This window comes from Arthrobacter sp. UNCCL28 (assembly GCF_900102805.1).
Taxonomy (GTDB): domain Bacteria; phylum Actinomycetota; class Actinomycetes; order Actinomycetales; family Micrococcaceae; genus Arthrobacter; species Arthrobacter nicotinovorans_A.
In genome coordinates, this window is sequence record NZ_FMWE01000001.1 from 261,593 (window position 1) to 283,766 (window position 22,174).

General features: G+C 63.1%; 18 protein-coding genes. 13 read left to right on the plus strand and 5 right to left on the minus strand.

Features of this window, described 5'->3' with window-relative positions; all coding sequences use genetic code 11:
* Positions 1–94 precede the first annotated feature (94 nt).
* The 5 genes from BLQ01_RS01160 to BLQ01_RS01180 all read left to right on the plus strand — a co-directional run bounded on the left by BLQ01_RS01160 (position 95) and on the right by BLQ01_RS01180 (position 6,366).
* Positions 95–967, plus strand: coding sequence for an MBL fold metallo-hydrolase (locus BLQ01_RS01160; protein WP_051421556.1), 873 nt, complete (start codon positions 95–97; stop codon positions 965–967).
* A 307-nt stretch (positions 968–1,274) separates the two neighbouring features.
* Positions 1,275–2,297 carry a hypothetical protein gene (locus BLQ01_RS01165; protein WP_091549791.1) on the plus strand — a complete coding sequence of 341 codons (1,023 nt, stop codon included), beginning with the start codon at positions 1,275–1,277 and terminating at the stop codon, positions 2,295–2,297.
* 98 nt (positions 2,298–2,395) lie between these two features.
* A complete protein-coding gene (locus BLQ01_RS22260) occupies positions 2,396–4,006 on the plus strand; it encodes a cell wall anchor protein (RefSeq protein WP_175493315.1) in 1,611 nt (536 codons plus the stop codon).
* A gap of 150 nt (positions 4,007–4,156) precedes the next feature.
* Positions 4,157–5,374 (plus strand): MFS transporter, encoded by a 1,218-nt coding sequence (locus BLQ01_RS01175; RefSeq protein ID WP_091549793.1) that lies wholly within the window; start codon positions 4,157–4,159, stop codon positions 5,372–5,374.
* Between the two features lie 59 nt (positions 5,375–5,433).
* Positions 5,434–6,366, plus strand: coding sequence for a hypothetical protein (locus BLQ01_RS01180; RefSeq protein WP_139183422.1), 933 nt, complete (start codon positions 5,434–5,436; stop codon positions 6,364–6,366).
* Between the two features lie 88 nt (positions 6,367–6,454).
* Here the strand turns inward: BLQ01_RS01180 and BLQ01_RS01185 are convergent, their stop codons facing one another.
* Together BLQ01_RS01185 and BLQ01_RS01190 are read right to left on the minus strand one after the other, a co-directional pair.
* Positions 6,455–7,996, minus strand: coding sequence for a M28 family peptidase (locus tag BLQ01_RS01185; RefSeq protein WP_091549795.1), 1,542 nt, complete (start codon positions 7,994–7,996; stop codon positions 6,455–6,457).
* 105 nt (positions 7,997–8,101) lie between these two features.
* Positions 8,102–9,448: an acyltransferase family protein gene (locus BLQ01_RS01190; RefSeq protein WP_091549796.1), complete on the minus strand. Its 1,347-nt coding sequence runs from the start codon at positions 9,446–9,448 to the stop codon at positions 8,102–8,104.
* A gap of 220 nt (positions 9,449–9,668) precedes the next feature.
* Between BLQ01_RS01190 and BLQ01_RS01195 the strand changes: the two genes are divergently transcribed.
* Entirely contained in the window at positions 9,669–9,941 is a 273-nt protein-coding gene (locus BLQ01_RS01195; protein ID WP_091549797.1) for a hypothetical protein, read from the plus strand.
* 140 nt (positions 9,942–10,081) lie between these two features.
* On the opposite strand, the gene BLQ01_RS01200 is transcribed toward BLQ01_RS01195, so the two are convergent.
* Positions 10,082–10,993 carry a phosphatase PAP2 family protein gene (locus BLQ01_RS01200; RefSeq protein WP_254779118.1) on the minus strand — a complete coding sequence of 304 codons (912 nt, stop codon included), beginning with the start codon at positions 10,991–10,993 and terminating at the stop codon, positions 10,082–10,084.
* A 154-nt stretch (positions 10,994–11,147) separates the two neighbouring features.
* Here BLQ01_RS01200 and BLQ01_RS01205 point away from each other — a divergent pair, with 154 nt between their 5' ends.
* The 4 genes from BLQ01_RS01205 to BLQ01_RS01220 are packed head-to-tail and all read left to right on the plus strand — an operon-like array spanning position 11,148 to position 15,908.
* The gene (locus tag BLQ01_RS01205; RefSeq protein ID WP_091549799.1) at positions 11,148–12,566 is read left to right on the plus strand and encodes an ABC transporter substrate-binding protein; all 1,419 of its coding nucleotides are present in this window, start codon (positions 11,148–11,150) and stop codon (positions 12,564–12,566) included.
* The gene (locus BLQ01_RS01210) at positions 12,563–13,528 is read left to right on the plus strand and encodes a carbohydrate ABC transporter permease (protein ID WP_026541182.1); all 966 of its coding nucleotides are present in this window, start codon (positions 12,563–12,565) and stop codon (positions 13,526–13,528) included. The genes BLQ01_RS01205 and BLQ01_RS01210 overlap by 4 nt, the downstream gene beginning before the upstream one ends.
* Before the next feature lie 8 nt (positions 13,529–13,536).
* Complete coding sequence (locus tag BLQ01_RS01215) at positions 13,537–14,409, plus strand: carbohydrate ABC transporter permease (RefSeq protein WP_091549800.1); 873 nt, start codon at positions 13,537–13,539, stop codon at positions 14,407–14,409.
* A 32-nt stretch (positions 14,410–14,441) separates the two neighbouring features.
* On the plus strand, positions 14,442–15,908 hold the full coding sequence (locus BLQ01_RS01220; protein ID WP_091549801.1) for a glycoside hydrolase family 32 protein: 1,467 nt from the start codon (positions 14,442–14,444) through the stop codon (positions 15,906–15,908).
* Between the two features lie 312 nt (positions 15,909–16,220).
* Here the strand turns inward: BLQ01_RS01220 and BLQ01_RS01225 are convergent, their stop codons facing one another.
* Both BLQ01_RS01225 and BLQ01_RS01230 read right to left on the minus strand, forming a co-directional pair.
* On the minus strand, positions 16,221–17,273 hold the full coding sequence (locus tag BLQ01_RS01225; protein WP_026541179.1) for a LacI family DNA-binding transcriptional regulator: 1,053 nt from the start codon (positions 17,271–17,273) through the stop codon (positions 16,221–16,223).
* A 58-nt stretch (positions 17,274–17,331) separates the two neighbouring features.
* Positions 17,332–17,973: a DUF2510 domain-containing protein gene (locus BLQ01_RS01230; protein ID WP_091549802.1), complete on the minus strand. Its 642-nt coding sequence runs from the start codon at positions 17,971–17,973 to the stop codon at positions 17,332–17,334.
* Between the two features lie 102 nt (positions 17,974–18,075).
* On the opposite strand from BLQ01_RS01230, the gene BLQ01_RS01235 reads away from it, so the two are divergent.
* The 3 genes from BLQ01_RS01235 (at position 18,076) to BLQ01_RS01245 (ending at position 21,932) form a co-directional block, all read left to right on the plus strand.
* Complete coding sequence (locus BLQ01_RS01235) at positions 18,076–18,684, plus strand: hypothetical protein (RefSeq protein WP_254779121.1); 609 nt, start codon at positions 18,076–18,078, stop codon at positions 18,682–18,684.
* A gap of 61 nt (positions 18,685–18,745) precedes the next feature.
* A complete protein-coding gene (locus tag BLQ01_RS01240; RefSeq protein ID WP_091549804.1) occupies positions 18,746–19,762 on the plus strand; it encodes an o-succinylbenzoate synthase in 1,017 nt (338 codons plus the stop codon).
* Between the two features lie 79 nt (positions 19,763–19,841).
* Positions 19,842–21,932: a PhoX family protein gene (locus BLQ01_RS01245; RefSeq protein WP_091549805.1), complete on the plus strand. Its 2,091-nt coding sequence runs from the start codon at positions 19,842–19,844 to the stop codon at positions 21,930–21,932.
* Positions 21,933–22,174 lie beyond the last annotated feature (242 nt).

Sequence of the window (22,174 nt, forward strand, 5' to 3'; positions counted from 1 at the left end):
TGCGATTCCGTCCTATGTTCCGCTCCCTCCCAGCTTTCCGTGGGTAGAGTAGAGGCCTGAACATCGCCGGATTGCACTGTAAACGGAGAATCAATTGTCAGCTTGGCTAGAACTCGGTCCCAACAACTACGTCCTGGAAACCGAGGGGTCTTTACTGAACACCGGCCTCGTGGTGGGCTCTGAACTTGCCATGGTCATTGACACCGGCTGCGGCCCTCGCCAAGGCAGGGAGATTCTCGCCGCAGTCCGCGAAAAGACGCAGCTGCCGCTGGTGGTTGTGAACACCCACGCCCATTACGACCACTTCTTCGGCAACGCCGTTTTCGCGGACGACGGCGTCACCGAGTTTTGGGCACACGCCAACTGTGCGGCGACTATCGAGAAAGACGCCGACAACCAGCGGCGTTTCGTAGCCACCAACGAACCTGAGATGGCCGCGGGGGAGGGTGACGCCGTCGACGTCGTTGTTCCCAACGCCCTGGTCCACGACCAGCCCGTGCTTGTCGACCTCGGTGGGATCACCGCCACGCTCTTTTACCTGGGTCGGGCGCACACCGACGGTGACCTCCTGGTCGGTACCAGCACCACTCTTTACGTGGGCGACTTGGTGGAGCAGGGGGCGCATCCGTCGTTCGAGGACTCATACCCTGAAGAGTGGGCAGACGCCTTGCGCCACATCTCGGCCCTCCGCCACCGCTACGAGTTCCTGGTCCCGGGTCATGGCAAGCCCGCCAGTGACGAGTTCGTCAAGACCATGGCAGACACCATGAGCACTGCTGTCCGGCAAGCCACGCAGTCCATTCGGGACATGCCGTCAGATGCCACCAAGGCCATCCCAGTCCTGCCCTATGGCCCTGAACAGTCGCGATGGTTCATCAAGAGGCTTCAGGAAACCAATGCTCAGGGACGGGCATCGCTGGCTGCCCCCGACTTTGGACCAGGCAAAACAGGTTCATATCCTTCGTAGCAAGGTTCCTTACAAATTTGTCACTTGTTTACTCCCGGCCATGGACTATTCGGTGACTCCCGTCCTAGGATGAAGGCGACCATTCGGTTCGCGACTACCTGGGGGTGTCGAGATGAAGGGCACACGCGTATTCCCGCGTGCTACCACCATTCTCCGCTCTGTCATGATCGCTGGAGCCGGAACGGCACTCTGGATGACACTCTCCGCAACAGGTGCCAGCGCTGACTCTGGGGCCGCGGATAACCAATCACTTCTTGGCGGGATAACGTCCTCCACGTCGTCCGCTCTATCCTCAATGACCGATACTGTGAGCAGCACCATCGCCAAGACGACCAAGACGGTGGGTGCTGCTACAGCAGCGGCTACGGACGCCGTCGGGTCTGTTCAACAAGCAACTGTTGCCCAAGCGACGGCTTCCACCATCAGCATTCCGGTCCCGGACGTACCGCTGCCTTCGCCGCTTAAAGCAGTGGTGGCTTCACAGCCGGTTTCCGTTCCTGTTCCAGCCGTAACGCCAACCGTGGAGCGCGTGGGAGGGGCTGTAGACGAAATCGTCGGAGCCGTGCCGGCAGTCAACCGGGTGGTTCCAGGGCAGACCGTCGGAAGCGTTGTGGATACCGCACTGGTGCCAGTGACCGGAACCGTGGACCAGGCAGTCTCTGCAGTTGTTCCGCCGGTCAATGATGCACTGGAAACTGTTGCCCTGGAACCCGTCACCGACATCACCAAGCCCATCGTTCAGCCCATCATCGAGGTAGTGGACGATGTGGTTGACCAAGGGCTTCCCCCGGCCGGCTCCGTCATTTCGCCGACTGTGCCGGCCCTTCCACCTTTGCCCGGGGACACCGTCACTGTGCCGCCGGCAGCACCGTCAGGAGACGCGGCACCAGGCGAGGGCATCCTTCCGGAGTCTGCCGTAGTCGGTTCCCCGCACGTGCCGGCAGCGCTCGAAAGCGTTGTCGACGAGCGTGCAGCTGCGGGAACCGAACCCACTGCTCGAATCAGTACTTTGGGTTCAGCCAGCACGTTGGCACCGTCGCAGTCCATTTCCCGCACGTTGGGTTCCGCGGGCACGGAACATGCGGTCGAAGTCCGTTCGACCCAGGAGCCTGCAGCCCCCGTAGGCTTGCCGGCCGGCCCAGGTGCAGTTCCCGCCGCCCTCGCAGGAGCGGGGTCCGGCAACTCCCAGAATGGTCCGCCCAGCCCCGCGGCCGCCTTCCTTCATGGCGCATTGATCATCCCAGCAGATTCCCTCGCCGGCCTTCTTGAGGTCAGCGATGAACAGCATCCAAAGCCGGTCTCATTTGATCCCGGCTCATCTCCTGACTAGTTCCCCAGCCCCGCTGCGCAACAGCACGCAGCCGACGGCAATTCGGGCGATCCGTCAACGGACGCCTTCGGGAACAAGACCTTCAGGAGAAGATCACAATGAATACGACCCTACGCAAGTGCCTCCTCGGCACGTGCTTTGCCGGGGGCATGATTGTCCTCAGCGCAACCGCGGCCAATGCTGCGGACACCACCTCCGGGAAAGATGGACTCCTTTCCGGTACACAAGTCATATCGCCGGTTACAGCGCCGATCACCACTGGCGCCACCTCTCTGGGACTGTTGGGGGATTCAGCAGTTACGGCGTCCACGCCGGGAACTGCAGGAGGTTCGGGCAAGGCGCCTTCCGCTACTACCAATGGCTCCAACAGCATCGGCTCCGGGACGCAAGTCATTGCCCCGGTCACGGTGCCCATAAGCCTGGGCTCGTCGTCAGTGGGTCTGCTGGGGGGCTCCACTGCGACGAGCTCAGCCACACCTGCCGCGCCGGCAGCGGCAACAGGTTCGACGCCGGCCGCCGGGACAAGCGGTTCCGGCGGCATCGCTTCGGGAACCCAAGTGGTGGCGCCGGTAACGGTGCCCGTCACGGTTGGGTCTACGTCTGCCGGTGTTCTGGGGGATTCATCAGCCACCACTGTCCCAGCGGCATCAAATCCAGCACCAGCTCCTGCACCGGCTCAAGCGCCGGCGCAGGCAACCACGTCGGGGGGAGAGTCAATTGCATCCGGCGCTCAGGTAGTGGCTCCGATATCGGTCCCTGTTAACATCGGAGCCACTGCCGTGGGAATAGCTGGCGATTCTGCAGCTACCTCCGGTTCCTCCGCCCCTGCCGCTCCTGCTGTTCCCGCTGGGTCTTCTTCGGGTGCATCGACAAGTGGCTCGGATGGGGTTGCTTCGGGGACACAGGTGGTTGCCCCGATTACTGCTCCGGTGGAACTGGGTTCCACGTCTGCCGGTGTGCTGGGTGATTCGTCGGCCACGAACGCTGGCACCAGTGGTGGTAGTGCTCCTGCCGGTACGACCGGTGGCAGCACAACCTCCGGCAACGGCGGAATTCTCTCCGGTACGCAGGTGGTTGCCCCGGTTACTGCTCCGGTGAACTTGGGGTCCACGTCTGCTGGCGTGCTTGGTGATTCGTCAGCCACGAACGCTGGCACCAGTGGTGGTAGTGCTCCTGCCGGTACGACCGGTGGCAGCACAACCTCCGGCAACGGCGGAATCCTCTCCGGTACCCAGGTGATCGTTCCGATTAGCGCACCGATCACCGTAGGGTCCACCGCGGTGGGTGTCGGTGGTGGCTCGACCGGCACAGTGAATCCTCCGGTTGTCACTCCTCCGGTTGTGACCCCTCCGGTTGTTGCGCCTCCGGTTGTGACCCCTCCCGTTGTTGCTCCTCCTGCAGTGAACCCGCCGGTTGTGACCCCGTCGGTTGTTAGCCCTCCTGCAGTGAACCCGCCTGCCAGTGGCCTCGTCCCCGGTGGTAACCCCGGGATCGTTACGGCGGGTGTCGGCACCCAAGCAGCCACAATTGTCGCCGCTGGTTCCACCCAGGGTGCGATGCCCGCGGCAGTCTCCACCGCCGTCGGAAGTTCCACAGCACTGGCGGCTACCGGAGTAAACGGAACGTTTGTTCTGTGGGCAGGAGCCATGCTCCTGATGGGGCTCGTGTTGGCAGCAGGTGGACGCCGGAAGGCAGCCAGCCTGCGGTAACCCGGGGCAGGTGATTCCACTTCGTACGCAGTTGTTGCGGCTTCGACTCCCGGAGCCGCAACAACTGCGGGCCGCACTGCCGGCCGGGGGCGCATTGAGGAACGTAATGCTGGGCCCGACTGCAGTTACGGCAGTCCTAGGATGAAAGGGATGACCAAGACCCAGACGACCCCAACGTTCAGCCTCCGCAGTGTTGCCTTGCCGGCCTTCGGGCCCGCGCTGCTTTTCTGCATTGGTGAAGGGGCGGTCTTACCCGTTATTGCCCTTTCGGCCCGTGACCTTGGGGCGTCCGTCGCAGTCTCGGCCTTGATCGTGACCCTGATCGGACTGGGTTCCTGGATTTTCAACATTCCGGCCTCGATCATCACGGAGAAGTTCGGTGAACGATGGTCGATCGTTGGCGCCGGTGCCTTGGGTGCCATCGCGCTGGGTGCCGCAGCGTTCGCACCGCAGATTGACGACGGCCTGTGGCTGTTGGCGGTCTCCATGACCCTCGTGGGTATGTCAGCCAGCGTCTTCAATCTGGCTCGGCAGAAGTTCCTCACTGAGGCGGTCCCGGTTCTCTTCCGGGCCCGCGCGCTCTCCACCCTTGGAGGCGTGACCAGGATCGGCATCTTCATTGGACCCTTTGTTGGTGCCGGCGTCATGCAGTTTGCAGGGATCAGCGGCGCCTACTGGGTGGGCTTTGCGGGCATGATGGCGGCCGCGGCTTTGTCGCTCACCATCCCGGACCTGGTGTCTCCCGGAGCGTCCGACGGCGGCACCCGGCCTCCGGCGTCCACGTTGCGGAGCGTCGCGGTTTCCCATGCGGGCGTGTTCCTGTCCGTGGGATTCGGGATCCTGTTGCTGAGCGCCCTGCGGGCCTCGCGGCAGGTGGTCATCCCGTTGTGGGCGGATCATTTGGGGCTCGATGCGACCCACGCTTCACTGCTGTTCGGACTGTCCGGTGCGATCGACATGCTGGTGTTCTATCCAGCCGGAAAGCTCATGGACAGGAAGGGCAGGCAGTGGGTGGCCATCCCATCCACGCTGATTATGGGCTCGGCCCTGATCCTGATTCCCTTCACCGCAGGGTTTGTGCCGTTGCTGCTGGTTGCGCTGTTGATCGGGTTCGGCAACGGCATCAGTTCCGGACTCATTATGACCCTGGGCGCCGACTTCTCCCCGGACAACGGGCGGAGCCACTTCCTGGGCATATGGCGCTTCATCGCCGACTCGGGTGCGACTGGGGGACCGGTGTTGCTCTCCGGGCTGACGGCCGCCATTTCGCTGTCAGCAGGGATCTGGGCAACAGGCGTCCTGGGCTTCGCAGCGGCAGTGGTGTTCGCCGTCGCAATTCCAAGGTTGAAGCACCGGCGGAACTACTGACAGGCTTGGAGGGGGGACGGAATTCCGGGGTCCTTGGCCGTCGCGGCTAGACTACCGTGGTGCCAGAAAACCCAGTTGTCCAAACTCCGACACCCGCCAGCTTCCCGGACCTCCAGACTTTCCTTTCCGCTGACGAGGTTCCAGCAGGGCAGATTGAGATCCAGCACCAGGGCTTGCCGCTTGAGATCCTGAACATCCCTGCCGACTCCGATACCACCTTGGTGTGTTTTCACGGAGCGGCAGAAAAAGACGTCCGACTCCCGTGGTTCCTGGGACAAGGAGTTACGGCCGGCCTACCCGTCAACCGCATCTTCATCTCAGACCCCAGCTTGCGTAAATCCGCTGACTTCAATCTGGGTTGGTACGCGGGCTCAAAGGAGCAGCCGGACCTACAGGAGACGTTGGCCGATGTTGTGCGGCGCGTTGTAAGAGACACTGGCGGGTACAACCTGGTGTTCTTCGGCAGTTCCGCGGGTGGTTATGCCAGCCTGGCCTTGTCGAGGTTCTTTCCCACATCGCTGGCGCTCGCCGTCAATCCGCAGACATCCATTTCCCGCTTTTACCCGGGCGCGGTGGAGCGCTACATGAAGTATGCCTGGGAGATGGACGGCCAGGATATGTCCGAGTTGCCGGCCAGCGTGGCTCATAACCTGATTCCGGCGTACTCTGCCGGCTTCAGCCACACCGTGGGCCTAATCCAGAACGCCAAGGATTGGTTCCATATCCAGAAACACCAACTGCCGTTTGTTGATGTGGTTGGTGACTCCGAAAATCTTTTCATGCTGATGGACCGGTGGGGGCCTGAGACTGGAGATGGACACATCCCCCCGCCCAAAGAACTCATCAGGGCCGTCTTCGAAGAGTTGTCGACCTGCCACGGAGACTGGCGGGCTGGCCTTGCTGCTGCAGGCTTCCAGACCCAAACGACTCGTCAGGACGTCAAGCGTCGAGTGTTGGATACCGCTCCACCCAAGGCCGCTACTGAAGCTTAGGTCTTTCCCGAAAAGCACGAACAGCAATCGGCCGCAGCGCAACCCCGTAGGGCTGCGCCGCGGCCGTTGTCGTATCGATCCAGAGCGACTAGCGGACTGCCTGGTTGCCCTTGAACTCGAGCTTCAGGTTGCCCGTGCCCTTAGCGGTGCCGTTCACCGCGGATTGGGTTTGCGCGAAGACCAGCGTGGAGTGGGCAATAGCGTCGGCCATCTGCTCCAACACCGCGGTGTCGATGTTGGTGATGTCATCGCATGCCTGGTGGTAGCAGGGATCGTAGGCGGCCCCTGCCGTGCCGCCATAGATTGCCGCCTGCTCCGCTGACTTGATTTCTTCGGCACCGGTGAAGAGGCCTCCGGCCGGAATACCGTTTTCGATGAATCCGAAGTAGTCGGACCGGCCATCAAACTCGGTAGGCTCCGTTGCCAGGCCCTGGGATGCGAAGTAGTCCAGGAACACCTTCTCGATCACCGCCGAGCCGTTGGGGCCAGCGGTCCCAAGCGGTTTGCCGTCGCCGTCGTAGACGAACCGGACCGGGTTGGGTGAAGCCACCATGTCGAAGTTGAGGTTGACGGCATGGGCTTTCAGTTCACTCTTGCTCAGCTGGGAGACGTAATAGTCCGAGCCAATCAAGCCGTCTTCCTCGCCGCTCCACCAGGCAAAGCGAACACGGTTTTCGGGGGAAATTCTGAGCGCAGCAAACTGGAGGGCCGTCTCAAGGATGGCTGCTGACCCGGAACCGTTGTCATTGATTCCGGGGCCTTCAGCCACGGAATCGAGGTGGGCTCCCACCACCACCGTGCGGTCTGCACGGCCGGCTGTATCTGCCAGGACGTTGAAGGTTTCGATCGGCTGCGTAGTGCCCTCAACCACGATCCGTACCGAGGCCCCGGTGAGGCCGGCCAGTTCCTCGCCCACAGCGAAGCTTGTGCCTACTGTTGGCACGGTCACTTCGGGGTTGTCGGCCGTCGGAGCACCAAGCGTTCCATCCAGCCGCGACAGCCTGTCATCGGCGTCGCCCTGGTTAAAGATGATGACGCCCGCGGCCCCGGCGGCCTGGGCGTTCGCGGCCTTGGTGTTGAAGGGGCACGTTCCGCGCTGGATGAGGGCGATGTTTCCTGCCACGAACCCGCTGAAGTCTGCAGCCTCACATCCACTGGTAGACGCACGGTCACCCGTGAGATTAATGTCCACTGGAGTCACCGTTGCTGTCACATCACCGAAACCCGAGTAGGACATTGCCGCGAAATCATCCTCGGTGTACGTCCGTGGGGTAGGTGTAACCCGCGCGAAGGATTCACTGGCCAGGTTGAACTTAAGATATTCGAAGTACTGGCGTTGCGGCACGTAGCCTGCCGCCCTCAGTTGCTGCTCGATGTACTCTGCCGAAGCCACATGCCCCGTGGTCCCTGCTGATCGCGTGCCGCCATTGGCATCGGCAATCGCTTGGAGTTCTTCGAGGTGGCCAACTATCGCCTGGGCGGTGACGGCATCGCGGAGGGCCTGGCTGTCCGTCCCTTTGGCAGCCAGGGCGGGTGGCGTTATTGCTACGGCAAGAATGGCGACGGTGGCCATTCCTGCCGCGAGGGCAGAGGTTCGGGTTTCAATGCGTGGTTTTTGCCTTGTATGCATTTCATGCATCTCCCTGTGGGGACCCGGTAATTGGGTGGCCGGGTGCGGTAGCGCAGAATCTACCCCGCAGGAGCGCGCTGGTGAAGGCTTGTTTTTTCGCGCTGCTCAGGCTTCGGTGCGTCCGGCAGGATGCGTCGACTTCCATGACCGGCTGGGGACTTTCCCGGTGACAAGAGCCACGGCGATCACCAACAGGACCATGCCCCACGTCGCATTGGTGACATCGAGGCCCTGCCGCATCACTACGAAGGGCGGGATGATCGCCAGGATGGTTCCGACTGCAATGCGCCACATGGAGGGGCGCGAAGCTCCCGGAGCCAAGGCGGTGCCGGCCAGCTCCAACCTGACCAGGGGCGTGGAAACAAGCAGCACCAGAGCCCACGCCGCAACATAGAACAGGGGCCGGCTGAGCCACCACTCGGTGCTGGCGGGCTGGGGGAATGGCAGTCGCAGAACCAAGGCGATCCCGAACATGGCGATGATCAACGGCAGGTGCCACAGGTAGATGGTCATGGCCCGGCTGCCCACGACGAACATGACTTTCTGCACCCAGCCCACCTGCACGCAGCGTTGCAACACCGGATACACGGCCTTCACCAGCAGAACGTGCGCCAGGCCCACCAGCACCAGCGGGAACATCGGCGGGTTTTGGCTGGTCAGCATGTCCACAGGGTAGGGACCCGAGTAAGTGAGCGGAACCAACGCCCCATAGCAAGCAACTGCTGCCAACAGCAGCTTCCAGCCGGCAAAGCGGTCAAAGAACCCATCCGCGTAAAAGAAGCCCAACTGCTGCAGAAGTCCCCACACAAACACCATGTTCAGCAGCCCGATCGGATTGGAGTCGAAGCCCCACTGATTGTGCTCCAAGCCCAAGCGAAGGACATCGACGACGACGGCGCCCGCGGCCAGCGCCGCGATGGTCCGGTAGGGTGCCAGGCCGTGGAGCTTCGCCATGGTGGGAACCATTGCCTGGCAGATCAGGTAGGCAGCAAGGAACCACAGCTGAACTCCGGCGCCCGAGGCGATAACCGAAAGAAGGTCGCCTGGCACGCCCGCCGCCGTCGCGCTCCACAGCGCAACCGTGAGGAACGCATAGAGGGCAACCGTGGGGCGAACCAGCCGGAGCACCCTGTTCCGCAGGTAGTCTCCGGCGTCACCACCCTTGCGCTGTAAGCTCCGCCATGAGGTGAGCGAGGCGAAGCCACCAACCACGAAGAAGAGCGGCATGACCTGGCCGAACCACGTACCTTGAGCGAACCAGCTCAGGGACGTCAGCGGATTGCCTACGCCAATGCCTGCGGGGTCCACGCTGATTCCCATCATCAGCAGATGGACGGCAACCACGGCAAACATGCAGGCAACGCGGATGAAATCGACCACGAGGTCCCGGGACCCGGGAATGTGCGCAGAAGCAGCTCTGCTGTTTGAGGCGGGCTTGAGGGTGGAAGACATGGGGTTCTCCTGGGAAGTGCCATCGTTAGTCCATCGAGTGGACTAACTGTAACCCATGGTGGGCGGCGCGTCGACCTCATTGGTCAAATATCTGGCCGGGGCCGGTCAAGATCGCCCCGACCGGGCTTAGCCTTGAAGAGGGCACGCGGCCCTGACAATCCGGGCATCACTCCGGTGCACCGGCGCACTCCACGAATCCACCCCCGACCAATGAAGGGCAGTGCTGATTGTTGTGCACATCAAAGAATTCTGGGACCGACTCTCGCCGGACACGCGACAGTGGCTCATCGACAATCCGGGAACCATGATTGTGCCGCGGACCGTCACCGCCATCATTAATGGCGAGACGGGGGAGGGGGGTGCGGTTGACGCCCACGGCGGCACGCAGCTCACCGATGAGGACCGGCACTTTATTCAGGAACAGGCCAGGGTGCACGGCTCCGCTTCTCCAGGGGAGCCCAAGTTTTTCGATTCCGTCGGCCCGGAGGACTAGGCTCCTGACACTTCGCACCCGTTGACGCTCCCTGCTCCCGCAACCACTGGTGCGGTGGGCGCGTGGGGGTGCGCCGCCGTCGTGGTTGGTGTGGTGCGGTTGGCGCACGGGGGTGCGCCGCCGTCGTGCGTGAAGAGGTTCTAGTTCTTCCGGGCGGCCAGGCCGAAGAGCCAGGTGCCGCCGAAGGCCGAGAGGTAGCCGGCGATCACGATGAAGGCGGTGCCGGCCCAGAAGTAGTCGATGGTGCTGTCGGTGCTCAGGCCGGGCATGACCTGCAGCAGTGAGTACGCGGCCACAACGCCTGCCACCACCAAGGCGATCACTGTCAGCCACACCCACAGTCGCGACGCGGCCCAGTGCTCGCCGTAGCCTTTCCAGACGTTCCAACTGCTGCCCGTGCGGAGGATCAGCCAGCCGGCGGGGAGCATGACGGCGCCGACCACAAGGAAGGCTGCGACCACATCGGCCGGACGGTGCCATTGGTTGATCAGGGTGGAGACGCCGGTTGCAACGGCGAAGGTGCTGCCGAGGAAGCCGGCCAAGGGGCGCCATCGTGGCGAAACCATGAGGAACACCGCAGCCGCGGCGGAGGCGGCAAGGGTGGTGTGCCCGGAGGGGAGCGAGTTCAGTTCCAAGGTCTGGACGCCGCGATCGGGCCGGTCCGGGATGAGGAACTTGAGGATCTGCGTGGCGGCGTTTGCTGCGATACATGCAGCAACGGCGATGCCGGCAGCCTTCCAGCGGCGGCGGGCGATGGTAACGAAGAGAACCATGATCGCAGCGATGGCAAGGGACATCATGGGGAGCATGTCCAGGAATTCCGTGGAGGCCCTGCCTGCTGTTCCGCCCAAAACGGTGGCTTCTACCAGTGCCGACTCGTCAATGAACTGGCCCATGGTGGTGCGCACAAAGAAGTAGTACGTCGCGGCCAGGCCCACCATGCTGGCGATGGTAGCCAGGATGAAGAGAAATCCTGTTCCTACGCCTGCAGTGGGCTTGTGAACCGGCCGGTTGCTCGACCTCCCGCTGGTGCGGAATTGCTGGGAACTCATTCTGTCTAGGGTGCCACAGTTCTCTGGAAGGCCCGTGTGAGTGGCGCCCCAGCGTGGCGGACAAAAGTGAGATTCTTGCAACATTCACGTGACGGTTGACACGTGTTAGGTCCTGGCTTAAGCTTCCTAACACGTGTTAGGGAAGGGAAGCTACATGTCGGGAACCAATGGGGCTTTGCGTCAGTTCACACGCAGAAGTGCCCTTACAGCCCTCGGCGCCGGGATTGTTGGAGTAACCGCGGCGTCGTGGCCGCGCTTGACCGGTGCTGACATCCCCGGCCGCGGAGACAACAGCCTCAGCATCGCCATCATGGGCACCGCGGCAGATGCGGCAGCCCGTCAGAAGGTCATTGACGCTTTTGCCAAAGTCCACCCCGAAATCAAGGTCAAGGTCCAGGCGATCCAGGCCGTGGACTGGAAGGACTTCTTCACCAAGATCCTGACCATGGTAGCCGCGGGCACTCCGCCGGACGTGGTGTATGTGGCAACCGAAGGCGCCCAACTCTTCGCGGAAAAGCTCGCCCATCCCCTGGACGAGTACCTGCGCCGGGACGCGGACCACATGAAGGAGTACTTCGAAGACGTCCACCCCAGCCTGGTGGAAGCGTTCATGTACAAGGGCAGCCTTTTCCAGCTCCCCATCGACTGGAATGCCGCGAACATGTATTACAACACCACCGCGCTCACTAAGGCAGGCCTGGAACGCCCTGCCGACGACTGGACGCACACCGATTTCCGCAGCACCCTCGCTGCGATGAAGAAGGCCAATCCCAAGGACTTCACGCCGTACTACTGGACCAACCGTCTCTTCGGCGGCGTAGTGCCGTGGCTCTACGCCAACGACACCAGCTTTCTGAAGGAAACCAAGTCCCCGGGCGGCGAATGGCTCTGGGACGGCTTCTACGCCAACCACCCCTCCCGAGGCCTCCGCTCCGGCGGCTACCAATGGCTGGAGCCCAACGCCGACGATCCCCGGGTCTTCGAATCCTTCGACTACCTCCGCGGACTGGTCAAGGATGGACTGGGTGTCCGGCCGGAGGAAGGCGGCGGCAGCGCACTGATCGGCCTCTTCGCCTCCAACAGGATAGGTACGACGCCGGCGGGCGGCTATTGGGTGCAAGGCCTCCACGAGGCGGGGATGACCAAGGACGACTTCGACGTCCAGTTCTTCCCGAAATGGCGGGGCCAGCGCCACCAGTTCGGCACGGCCGGCTACGCGATCATGAAAACCGCCAAGGATAAGGACGCAGCCTGGGAATGGGTGAAGTTCAGCTCCAGCCGCGAAGCGATGCAGATCGTCTTCCCCACGCCCAACACCACACCCGCGCGACGCTCCATGGTCAACGAGCAGCTTTACGCAGGAACCGGTCCACGGAACTGGAAGGTCTTCTACGACACTCTGGACAAGTTCCCCACCACAGGTCCCATTCCGGCGCCACCCCAGCAGGCCGCCGTCGAAACCGCCCTGATGAAAAACGTGAGCCTGGCGGTCAGTGGAGACGAGCGTCAACTCAAGGACGCCCTCAACTCCATGCAGCGTGACCTCGAACTCGCCCTGAGGAGGCAGCCATGAGCACCGCAACCAGTACGCCTACGGGCACGGGGAGCGAGCCGGGCCGTCGCCAGGCCGCCCACAAAGACGGACAAGTCTCCAAGCGTGGCCGCGTGCAGCAACGCTGGCTGCCGTGGGCTTTCCTGGCACCGACCATCGTGGGCATGGGCATCTTCACCCTGCTGCCGATCGTCGCATCGATTGCGCTCGCATTCTTCCGCTGGGACATCATCTCAGCGCCAACGTTCGTGGGTTTCGACAATTTTGCCGAGGTAGTCCAGGACCCCACCGTCCGGGTTTCGTTCCTGAACACCATCGTGTTCGTGGTGGTGGCCGTGGCACTCCAGCTTGGACTGGCACTCGGCCTGGCCATCATGGTCCAGGAGAAACTTCCGTCATGGCTCCGGGTCTTCTTCCGCTCCGCCTTCTTCTTCCCGCTGATCCTCTCAGCAGCCTCGGTATCGATCTTTATGCGGTACCTCTTCAACGAGCAATTCGGCGTGGTGAACTGGCTGCTTTCCCTTATTGGCATCCCTGCGGTCCCGTGGCTGACGACGCCAACCGGGTCGGCCGCCGTCGTGATTCTTGTCTATGTGTGGCAGAACTTCGGGTTCTCGTTCCTGCTGTTCATCGGTGGACTCGCCTCCATTCCGGTGGAGACGTATGAGGCGGCCTCGATCGACGGTGCCACCGGCTGGCGCAAGCACTGGTTTGTCACCCTGCCGCTGCTGAGCCCCACCACCCTGGTGGCCTCGGTCATGGCCATCATCAACGCGCTGCAGGTGTTCGACCAGCCCTATGTCCTCACCCGCGGCGGACCCGGTGATTCAACGCGGACAGCCGTCATGGTCATTTTCGAGTCCGCATTCCAGCGGCTGGAGTTCGGAGAGGCCTCAGCGATCGGCGTGATCCTGACCCTGATCATCATGGCCATCACTGCCGCGCAGTTCCGGCTCAGCAAACGATTCGTCTTCTACCAGTGAGGCCCGCCATGACCACCATCCAAGAACGTGTCACCACAACGGCACCTCTAGTCACGCGGAAGAAGCGCAACTGGTCTGTGGCCATCCGCGTCGTTGTCCTGCTGATCGCGTCCGTCTTTGTCCTGGGACCGGTTTTGTGGACGCTGTCCACCTCGCTGCGTCCGCCGTCGGAATCCTTCCAGCTGCCGCCGGCGTTCCTGCCGCTGAACCCGGACCTGACGTCCTACGAGCAAGTTTTCAAGCAGCTCAACATCGTGGCGCTGGTAGTGAACAGCGCGCTGGTAACCGGCCTGATCGCGGTGGGGCAGATGATCACCGCAGCCCTGGCCGGCTACGCCTTTGCACACCTTCGCTTTCGCGGACGCGGTGCACTGTTCTCGATCGTGCTGGCCACCATGATGGTGCCCGCGCAGGTCACGATCGTGCCCGTGTTCATGCTGATCCGCGGCGTCGGACTTTCCGACACGCTGCTGGCACTGATCATTCCGGCCATCCCGACGGCGTTCGGCACCTTCCTGATGCGCCAATACTTCATGGGGTTGCCGGGTGAGCTCGCTGAAGCGGCCGCGATCGACGGCGCCTCACCCTGGCGGACCTTCCGCTCCGTGTACGCGCCGTTGGCCATGCCGGGCCTGGCGATCGTGGGCATCCTGGCGTTCAACTTCCACTGGAACGAGTTCTTCAGGCCGCTCATCATGACCATTTCCGAGCAGAACTTCACCCTGCCGCTTGGCCTGGTCTCACTCCAAGGCAACCTCGGCACCGGAAGCATCTCGGTGGTCCTTGCCGGCGTAGTCCTCTCCATGATTCCCGCGCTGGTGGTGTTCATGTTCGGCCAGCGCGCGCTGCAGGACGGGCTCACCGCCGGCACGGGCAAGTAGGTTCTTTTTCATCGCTTTTGAAAGGGGTTCCGTTGACGGACCTTGCATTCTCTTCCTCCCTGGCTGCTGCTGCCACACACCCGGATCCCGCGTTCCCGCGCTTTCACCCGCGGCCGGCCCAGGGCTGGATCAACGATCCCAACGGCATCAGCTGCATCGACGGCCGGTATCACGTGTTCTTCCAGTACAACCCTTTGTCCGCGAGGCACTCGCAGATCACCTGGGGGCACATGAGCTCCGTTGATTTGGTGCGATGGGAGGAGCATCCCGTGGCCCTTTCGCCGCAGGCCGGCGGGCCGGATTCTGCGGGTTGTTGGACGGGCGTCGTAACGCTGGACGATGGCGTGCCCACTGCCTGCTATTCCGGCGTCAAGGACCACGGCGGCCACTCACAAGTGGTGATTGCCCGGGGTTCTGCCGATCTGGTGACGTGGGAGCAGGACGGGCACGTTGCCGCGTCCATGCCCTCCGATCCCTTGGTGACCGCAGTCCGCGATCCCTTCATCTTCCACTTCAATGGCGCCCGCTACGCCATGCAAGGTGCGGGTCTGTCCGATGGCCGCGCGGCTTTGCTGTTGTACACCGTGGACTCCCTTGACGATTGGAAGTACCAGGGGATCTGGCTGACCACCGCTGATCCCGTGGCCGCTGCCCACACCCCCGCTGAGATCTGGGAATGCCCGCAGCTGGTGGAGGTGCCACTCTCTTCAGGCGGCTCCACTTGGGTCATGATGTTCTCCTTGTGGCTCTCCGGAGACGACCACGAGCACGCCAACGGTGTGGGGTACCTGACCGGCTCCTTGTCCGAGGATCCTTCGTCCGGGCTGCCGGTATTTGCGCCGTCCTCCGGTGGGAAGGCGGATCTTGGCCGCGACTTCTATGCCCCGCAAATTGTTCAGCTTTCCTATTCCGCTGGTGGTGAGGCTGCTTCTGCTCTCTTGTGGGGGTGGGCCAACGAAGGCCCCGGCCGTGACGGGCGGCGGGGCCGCACCCAGGAAGAAATCGACGACGCCGGGTGGTCGGGTGTGTTGACGCATCCCCGCGTTTTGTCGGTGGCTGAGGGGGTGCTGGTGGTTGCTCCTGCGCCCGAAGTTCTCGCATACCGGGGTGCTGCTGTGGCTTCGGGGGCTACGGGATCTGTTGCTGTGCCTGCGTTTGCCGAGGTGCTGGTGCGGGGTGGTGCTGGTTCCGTGGCTGGAGCCGCTGCCGGTGCCTTGACCGCCGCTGCCGGTGCTGGCGCCGCTGACGGTGCCCGCGCCGCTGACGGTGCCGTGGAATTGGTCCTGGGCTCCGGTGCCGACGCGCAGGTGGTCTACTCAGGATCCGTTGTTGCAGGGGAGGAGCTCCGGATCTTCGTTGATGCTTCCCTCGTTGAGGTGTACCGCTCGGGCTCTGTGGCCACCACTGTTCGTGCCTACCCGGCTCCGGGGGAGGAATGGCAGCTCACCCTGCCCCACGGCGCGACTGCCGACGTGTGGGAGTTGAGCCTTCCCGCCTAGGCGGCGGGCCGGCGTCGTGCGCTGTTAGCTCCTGACCCCGGCGCGCTGCTGTGTTGTGGGGCCCGGTGTGCAGGGTTTGGGTGTGTCTTTGGGTGCAGAGTGGGCCTCGCAACGAGGTGGGTGTGTGTTGTGGGGCCCGCTTTGCGTGCTTGACGCTCGTGTTGGGGCGCAGAGTGGGCCTCGCAAGGCGAGGGGGTGTGTTGTGGGGCCTGGTGTGCAGGGTTTGGGTGTGTCTTTGGGTGCGGAGTGGGCCTCGCAAGGTGCGCGGGTGTGTTGTGGGGCCCGGTGTGCGGGGTTCGCGACGCGAAAGCCTCAGCGAGTAGGCGCCGGCCCGGTCGATTCCCGGGTGACCAAGCGGCAAGGGACCATCGTTTCAACGGTGGTCCCTTTTCCTGTGTGGTCCGTGGCTTCGATCATGTCCAACAAGGTTGTCATGGCTGCACGCCCGATCTCCCGCAACGGCAACGCCATGGTGGTGAGTGCGGGAACCATGGTGTCGGCGATCCGGGTCTCGTCGTCGTAGCCCATGATCGAGAGGTCCTGGGGAACGCTGAGGCCAAGGCGTGCAGCCGCAAGGGTTACCCCGATAGCCAGGCGATCATTCGCGCACATGATGGCCGTGGGCCGATCGGCCGGGGACACGCCGTCGAGCAGTTTCATGGCGCCGCGGAAGCCGGCGTCGATATCCCAACCGGCCATGAAAATCCGGTCCCCCCGAACCGGGATCTCGGCCGCGGCATGTGCATCGCGGTAGCCCTGCACACGGAGCGGTGCGGCCGGAGAATCTTCGGATCCGGCCAGGAGGGCAATGTCCCGGTGGCCAAGCTCCAACAAATGCTCAGTGGCCTCCCTGCCGCCAGCTACCTCGTCCGGAATGACGTGATGCAATTGGGGCTCAGGTTGGTCGTCGTAGCAGTTGGCCAGGACCGAGGGGACACGGAGCATGCCGTGCGGAATCTCGATGGGTTTCAGGCCAACGGTTACGTACATAAGCCCATCAACCTGCCGGTCCAGGAGGGTTTCAATGGCGCTCGCATCCCTGGCGGCATCGCGCTCGGTATCCATGACCACGGTGACAAAGCCGCGGCTGCGTGCAACGTCGTCCGCCCCGCCGATGATGTTGCCGTCGAAGGGGCTGACTACCACTTCATCGGAGAGGATGCCGATCACCCGTGAGCGCTGGTTGCGCAGGCTGAGCGCGATCGCGTTGGGGGAGTAGTTCAGCTCAAGTGCCGCTGCCCGGATGCGATCCTGGCTCTCCTTGGCTACGTTCCCATCTCCCCGGCCGTTCAGAACCAGTGAGACTGCGCTCCTGGAGACGCCCGCCCGTTTGGCGACGTCCAGCGCGGTGGCCTTGCGGTTCATGGGTAGTCCTTCCGTCTTTGACAGCAGTCTACCTAACGCGTGTGAGGCTTCCCGGTGCCTAGGTCGGCAGTGAAGAACCGAAGGAAGACATCATGTTCTGCATCATGTTGGAGGTCCAGATGCCAGCCACCACCATGCTGATCACAAAGACGCCAATGGTGATCCAGACCGGCAGCAGCCCTCGTTTGGGAGCCACTTTGTTGACGATCACTGAGCGGCCAATCACGTAGACGGCCGAGTTCAGGAATGCCCAGGCCCAGTGGAAAGGACGCACGACGCCGGACCTCGCCAACCGCTGATAGTCCAAGTACGCGAAGAACACCGACAGGCCATAGATCACGAGGCTTGAGCCCATCAGCAGGAAATACCCGGGCGTGTACATCGAGAACGGGTCCATGGTGGTGACACCCTGCCGCGTGGTGATGACACGGAACTCAGGCTGCCAGGTCAACATGAACAGCACCGAGACCAGCGGGAGCAACGTGATGGCCCAAATGAAGGGGTTGTAGACAGGTGTCTGCTCGCTGATCGGGGTACGCGGAGCCTTGAACGGCTGTTGGTACTGCACCTGCTGCGGAAACTGCTGCGGAGCCTGGTGGGCAGTCCAGGCATGGCCGTCCCACCAACGGTCCAGGCGCGGATCCGATGGGTCCGGGTACCAGCCGGGAGGTGTCGCGGAGCCGGGCGTTGATTGAGTCATATCTCCCCCACATTGAGTCGTCTTCCGAGAATATCGCGATTGCCCTCTCTCGGTTGCCACCCGCCCCTCCCCAGTGCCACCAAGGTGGTGTATGGATGGAGCATGAGCTTCTTCGACGACCTCCCTGAGCCTCCCGAGCGGGCCCGTCAACCGCAGCCGCCCCGGCCGGGGTGGGCCGGACCGCCGTCGGACGAACTGCCTGGTGTGGTCACGGCAGGTGGGTTTATCCACCAGAGCCAGCGGATGGTGGTGGCGCTGAAACTGGTGGAGGTCTATTCCACCGGATGCCTGCTGGATCTTGTCTGGTCCGTTCGGCGCAGGGACGAATCAGACCAGGAATGGCGGGAGATCGTGGAGGAGAGCTACAACCACCCGCGCTCAAGCCTGGACACCAGGGCGGGGTTGGAACTTGGAGTGGCTTTGGCGGACGGACATAAAGCTGTTGCGGCGATTCACGGACCGGCCTCCTTCGAAGATACCGGGGACGTCACCGGGCCGGTGCTGACAACCCTGGGTGGGGGCGGGGGAAGCAACAACACAGACTACGTGCAGTTCACCGGCCGCTACTGGCTGTGGCCGTTGCCGCTGGACGGGGACAGCACGCTGGTGGCCCGGTGGGATGCGTTGGGAATGCCGGAAAGCACCCTTGAATTATCCGGTGTCCGACTGGGCGAGGCTTTGGGCAGGGTCCGGAACTACTGGATGGAATAGCTTATCCACATAGCCTCATCGGCCTGCCCGGGGGCCAAGGGAGCGCCGGTACAGTGGCAACATGCCTGCACTTCCCTCCCTCGAAGAACTCATCGATTCCGCCCACGTAGTCTCTCTGCCCATGCGCGTGAAATTCCGCGGCATCATGGAGCGTGAGACCCTCATCCTTCGAGGGCCGCTGGGCTGGGGCGAGTTCTGTCCCTTCCCCGAATACGACGACGACGAATCTTCCCGCTGGCTGGCCGCAGCCTTGGAAGCTGGGTGGATTGGCTTCCCTACTCCTCTAAGGGACTCCATCCCGGTCAACGCGACGGTCCCCGCCGTTCCGGCAGAGTGTGTGCCGGAGATACTGGCCAGGTTCGGGCGCGTGGATGCGGTCAAGATCAAAGTAGCCGAGCGCGGACAGTCGCTAGGGGACGATCTTGGACGTGTACGGGCAGTTCGCGAGGCACTGCCGGAGGCCGCCATCCGCGTCGATGCCAACGGGGGATGGGACGTAGGTCAAGCAGCAGAGGCCCTGGGCAAGCTCTCGGCTTTAGGACTTGAGTATGCCGAACAACCGGTTCCCACCATTGAAGGACTGGCCGAGGTCCGTCGCCGGCTCTCGGACGCCGGAACACCGGTCCTTATCGCTGCGGACGAGAGCGTACGCAAGGAAGAGGATCCCCTTCGGGTAGCCAGAGCCGGCGCCGCGGACCTGATCGTGGTCAAAGTCGCTCCGCTCGGGGGAGTCCGTCGGGCGTTGGAGATCGTCGAGCAAGCCGGACTGCCCGCCGTCGTCAGTTCTGCCCTGGACACTTCCGTGGGCATCCGCGCCGGGCTCGCGCTCGCAGCTGCACTACCGTCCCTTCCCTATGCCTGCGGGCTTGGGACTGTTTCGCTGTTCACCTCGGATATAACGCTGGACCCGCTCGTGGCCGACGACGGCGCCATCCACGTGCGCGAGGCCGTCGCCGATCCCGGGCTGCTTGAGCAGTATGCGGCCTCAGCGGAACGTCGCGAATGGTGGCTGGAACGGCTTGGCCGGGTGTACGCCATCCTGGCGGGAAACAAGCACCCTTTGTTCACCGTTTCTTAACCGGGGAGACCTCTCAGCTTCGGTTTCCGCTGAAAAGCTCAGCGGGAACCTCGTACATCCTCTGGAAGGTCTTCCCCCCATGTCTGAAACCACCGGACGCACGTTTCCGCTGCTCCCCATGCTCGGCCACACCAAGGGCAAGCGCAGCGCGGTCACCTGTGCACTGAAGTGCGACAACGCCTGCTCGGGCGATGTCTGCAACACCAGCGCCAACGGCTACTTCCGGGACATCGCCTCAACAGCCATGTCCCGCCGGGCCGCCCTGGGCCTCGGCGCCGCAGGTGCACTCGCCGTCGTGTTCGGTGGTGCCTTGACCGGTGGAGACGCAGCTGTTGCCGACCCTGGCAACGGACTCGCCGATGCCGCCAAGAAGGGCTTTGATAAGTCCAAGCTCAAGTTCACAGCCATCAAGCCCGTGGATGCTGCAGTGGACGCTTTCACGGTCCCCGAGGGGTTTGACTGGAAGCCCGTCATCCGTTGGGGCGATCCGCTCTTCGCCGACTCTCCGGCCTTTGACCTGAACGCACAGACGGCTGCAGCCCAGTCACGCCAGTTCGGATACAACAACGACTACACCGACATCCTGCCCATCCCGGGATCCAAAGACCGCCGCGCCCTGCTGTTCACCAATCACGAGTACACCAACGAGAACATCATGCTGCCCGAAGGCTTCGACCCCGCCGAGGGACGTGCCATTGGCCGCGCCGGACACGGTCTGGCTGTTGTTGAACTGGAGCGCAAGAACAAGAACAAGCCGTGGAACTACATCCAGGGCGCACCCTTGAACCGCCGCTTCCTCACTGACACCGTCTACGAGCTGACCGGCGCAGCAGCAGGCACCAACCTGGTCAAGACGATTGACGACCCGGCAGGCCGCTGGATCAAGGGAACGCTGGGCAACTGCTCCGGTGGCACCACCCCGTGGGGCACCATTCTCTCCGGCGAGGAAAACTTCAACGGCTACTTCGTGGCCCCTGGAACCAGCGACGGCGACAAGCGGTACGGTCTCTCCGCCAAAGCAACCGCCCGCCAGTGGGAACTTGACGAACCCCGTTTCGATACCCGCAACTCCGGCTACGCCAACGAAACCAACCGCTTTGGCTGGATCGTGGAAGTGGACCCGTTCGACCCCACGTCCACGCCCAAAAAGCACTCGGCAATGGGGCGCTTCAAGCACGAGGGCGCCAACGTCATCGTGGCTCCTTCCGGACGCGTAGTGGCCTACATGGGCGACGACGAGCGCTTCGACTACCTCTACAAGTTCGTCTCCAAGGGCAAGTACCAGGCCGGCGACTCCAAGGAAGCCCGCAAGAACAACATGGGGCTCCTCTCGGAGGGCGACCTCTACGTAGCCAAGTTCACCGGAGATTCGCTTGCTGCCGAGATTGATGGCACAGGAAAGCTCCCCGCTGACGGTGCTTTCGACGGCACAGGGGAGTGGCTGCCGCTGGTGGTCGACGGTAAGTCCGCTGTGCCGGGAATGTCCGTCCCCGAGGTCCTGGTTTACACCCGCCTGGCAGCCGACAAAGTTGGCCCCACCAAGATGGACCGTTGCGAAGACGTCCAGCCCAACCCGCTCACCGGCAAGGTCTACGTGGCCTGCACCAACAACTCAGACCGCGGCAAGGCAGGCAAGGAAGGTGCAACGGAGGTCAACCCGCGCACCCTGAACCGTGATGGACACATCGTGGAGATCACCGAGGGACGCGAGCAGACGGGTACCAAGTTCAACTGGAACCTCTTGCTGGTGGCCGGTGACCCCGCCAAGAACACCTCCACCTACTTCTCCGGATTCCCGGTGGAGAAGGTCTCCCCGATTTCCTGCCCCGACAACGTGGCTTTCGACTCTGTGGGCAACCTCTGGATCTCCACCGACGGCGCCCCCGGCACCATCGGGTACGCGGACGGCCTGTTCAAGGTCACCCTCGAAGGTCCAGAGCGCGGCAAGGTGGAGCAGTTCCTCGCCGTTCCCCGCGACGCGGAAACCTGTGGCCCTGTCATCCACGACGAAGAGCGGACCGTGTTCGTCGCCGTGCAGCACCCTGGCGAGGACGGCTCGTTCGCTGCTCAGAACTCGTTCTTCCCGGACTACGTCCCCGCCGGAAGTGTCCCGGCTGCCGGTGCGGTTCGGGCTCCGCGTCCCTCGGTGGTTCAGGTCTTCCGGAAGTAGGGTCTGCCTCTTTCGGCGGTGAGGTCTGCTTCCGAAAGCAGGGTCTGCCTGATTCTTGAATGACGAATGCTCCCCTCCCTGGAATCCCGGGGAGGGGAGCATTCCCACTTCCGACCCAATCCCTCGCTCACGTCCCCCGTGTTTGGGCCAATCCCTCTTTCAGGTCCCCGGTGTCTGGGCCAAACCCTCGCTCACGTCTACCTCTGCCAAGACGCGCGACTGCGGCGTAAGCTCGGTTGCAC

Excerpts from the sequence above, each read along its gene's own strand:
- BLQ01_RS22260 (WP_175493315.1), top strand. The coding sequence starts at position 2,396 with ATGAATACGACCCTACGCAAGTGCCTCCTCGGCACGTGCTTTGCCGGG.
- BLQ01_RS01175 (WP_091549793.1), top strand. The coding sequence starts at position 4,157 with ATGACCAAGACCCAGACGACCCCAACGTTCAGCCTCCGCAGTGTTGCC.
- BLQ01_RS01185 (WP_091549795.1), bottom strand. The coding sequence starts at position 7,996 with ATGCATACAAGGCAAAAACCACGCATTGAAACCCGAACCTCTGCCCTC.
- BLQ01_RS01190 (WP_091549796.1), bottom strand. The coding sequence starts at position 9,448 with ATGTCTTCCACCCTCAAGCCCGCCTCAAACAGCAGAGCTGCTTCTGCG.
- BLQ01_RS01200 (WP_254779118.1), bottom strand. The coding sequence starts at position 10,993 with ATGAGTTCCCAGCAATTCCGCACCAGCGGGAGGTCGAGCAACCGGCCG.
- BLQ01_RS01205 (WP_091549799.1), top strand. The coding sequence starts at position 11,148 with ATGTCGGGAACCAATGGGGCTTTGCGTCAGTTCACACGCAGAAGTGCC.
- BLQ01_RS01210 (WP_026541182.1), top strand. The coding sequence starts at position 12,563 with ATGAGCACCGCAACCAGTACGCCTACGGGCACGGGGAGCGAGCCGGGC.
- BLQ01_RS01215 (WP_091549800.1), top strand. The coding sequence starts at position 13,537 with ATGACCACCATCCAAGAACGTGTCACCACAACGGCACCTCTAGTCACG.
- BLQ01_RS01225 (WP_026541179.1), bottom strand. The coding sequence starts at position 17,273 with ATGAACCGCAAGGCCACCGCGCTGGACGTCGCCAAACGGGCGGGCGTC.
- BLQ01_RS01230 (WP_091549802.1), bottom strand. The coding sequence starts at position 17,973 with ATGACTCAATCAACGCCCGGCTCCGCGACACCTCCCGGCTGGTACCCG.
- BLQ01_RS01235 (WP_254779121.1), top strand. The coding sequence starts at position 18,076 with ATGAGCTTCTTCGACGACCTCCCTGAGCCTCCCGAGCGGGCCCGTCAA.
- BLQ01_RS01240 (WP_091549804.1), top strand. The coding sequence starts at position 18,746 with ATGCCTGCACTTCCCTCCCTCGAAGAACTCATCGATTCCGCCCACGTA.
- BLQ01_RS01245 (WP_091549805.1), top strand. The coding sequence starts at position 19,842 with ATGTCTGAAACCACCGGACGCACGTTTCCGCTGCTCCCCATGCTCGGC.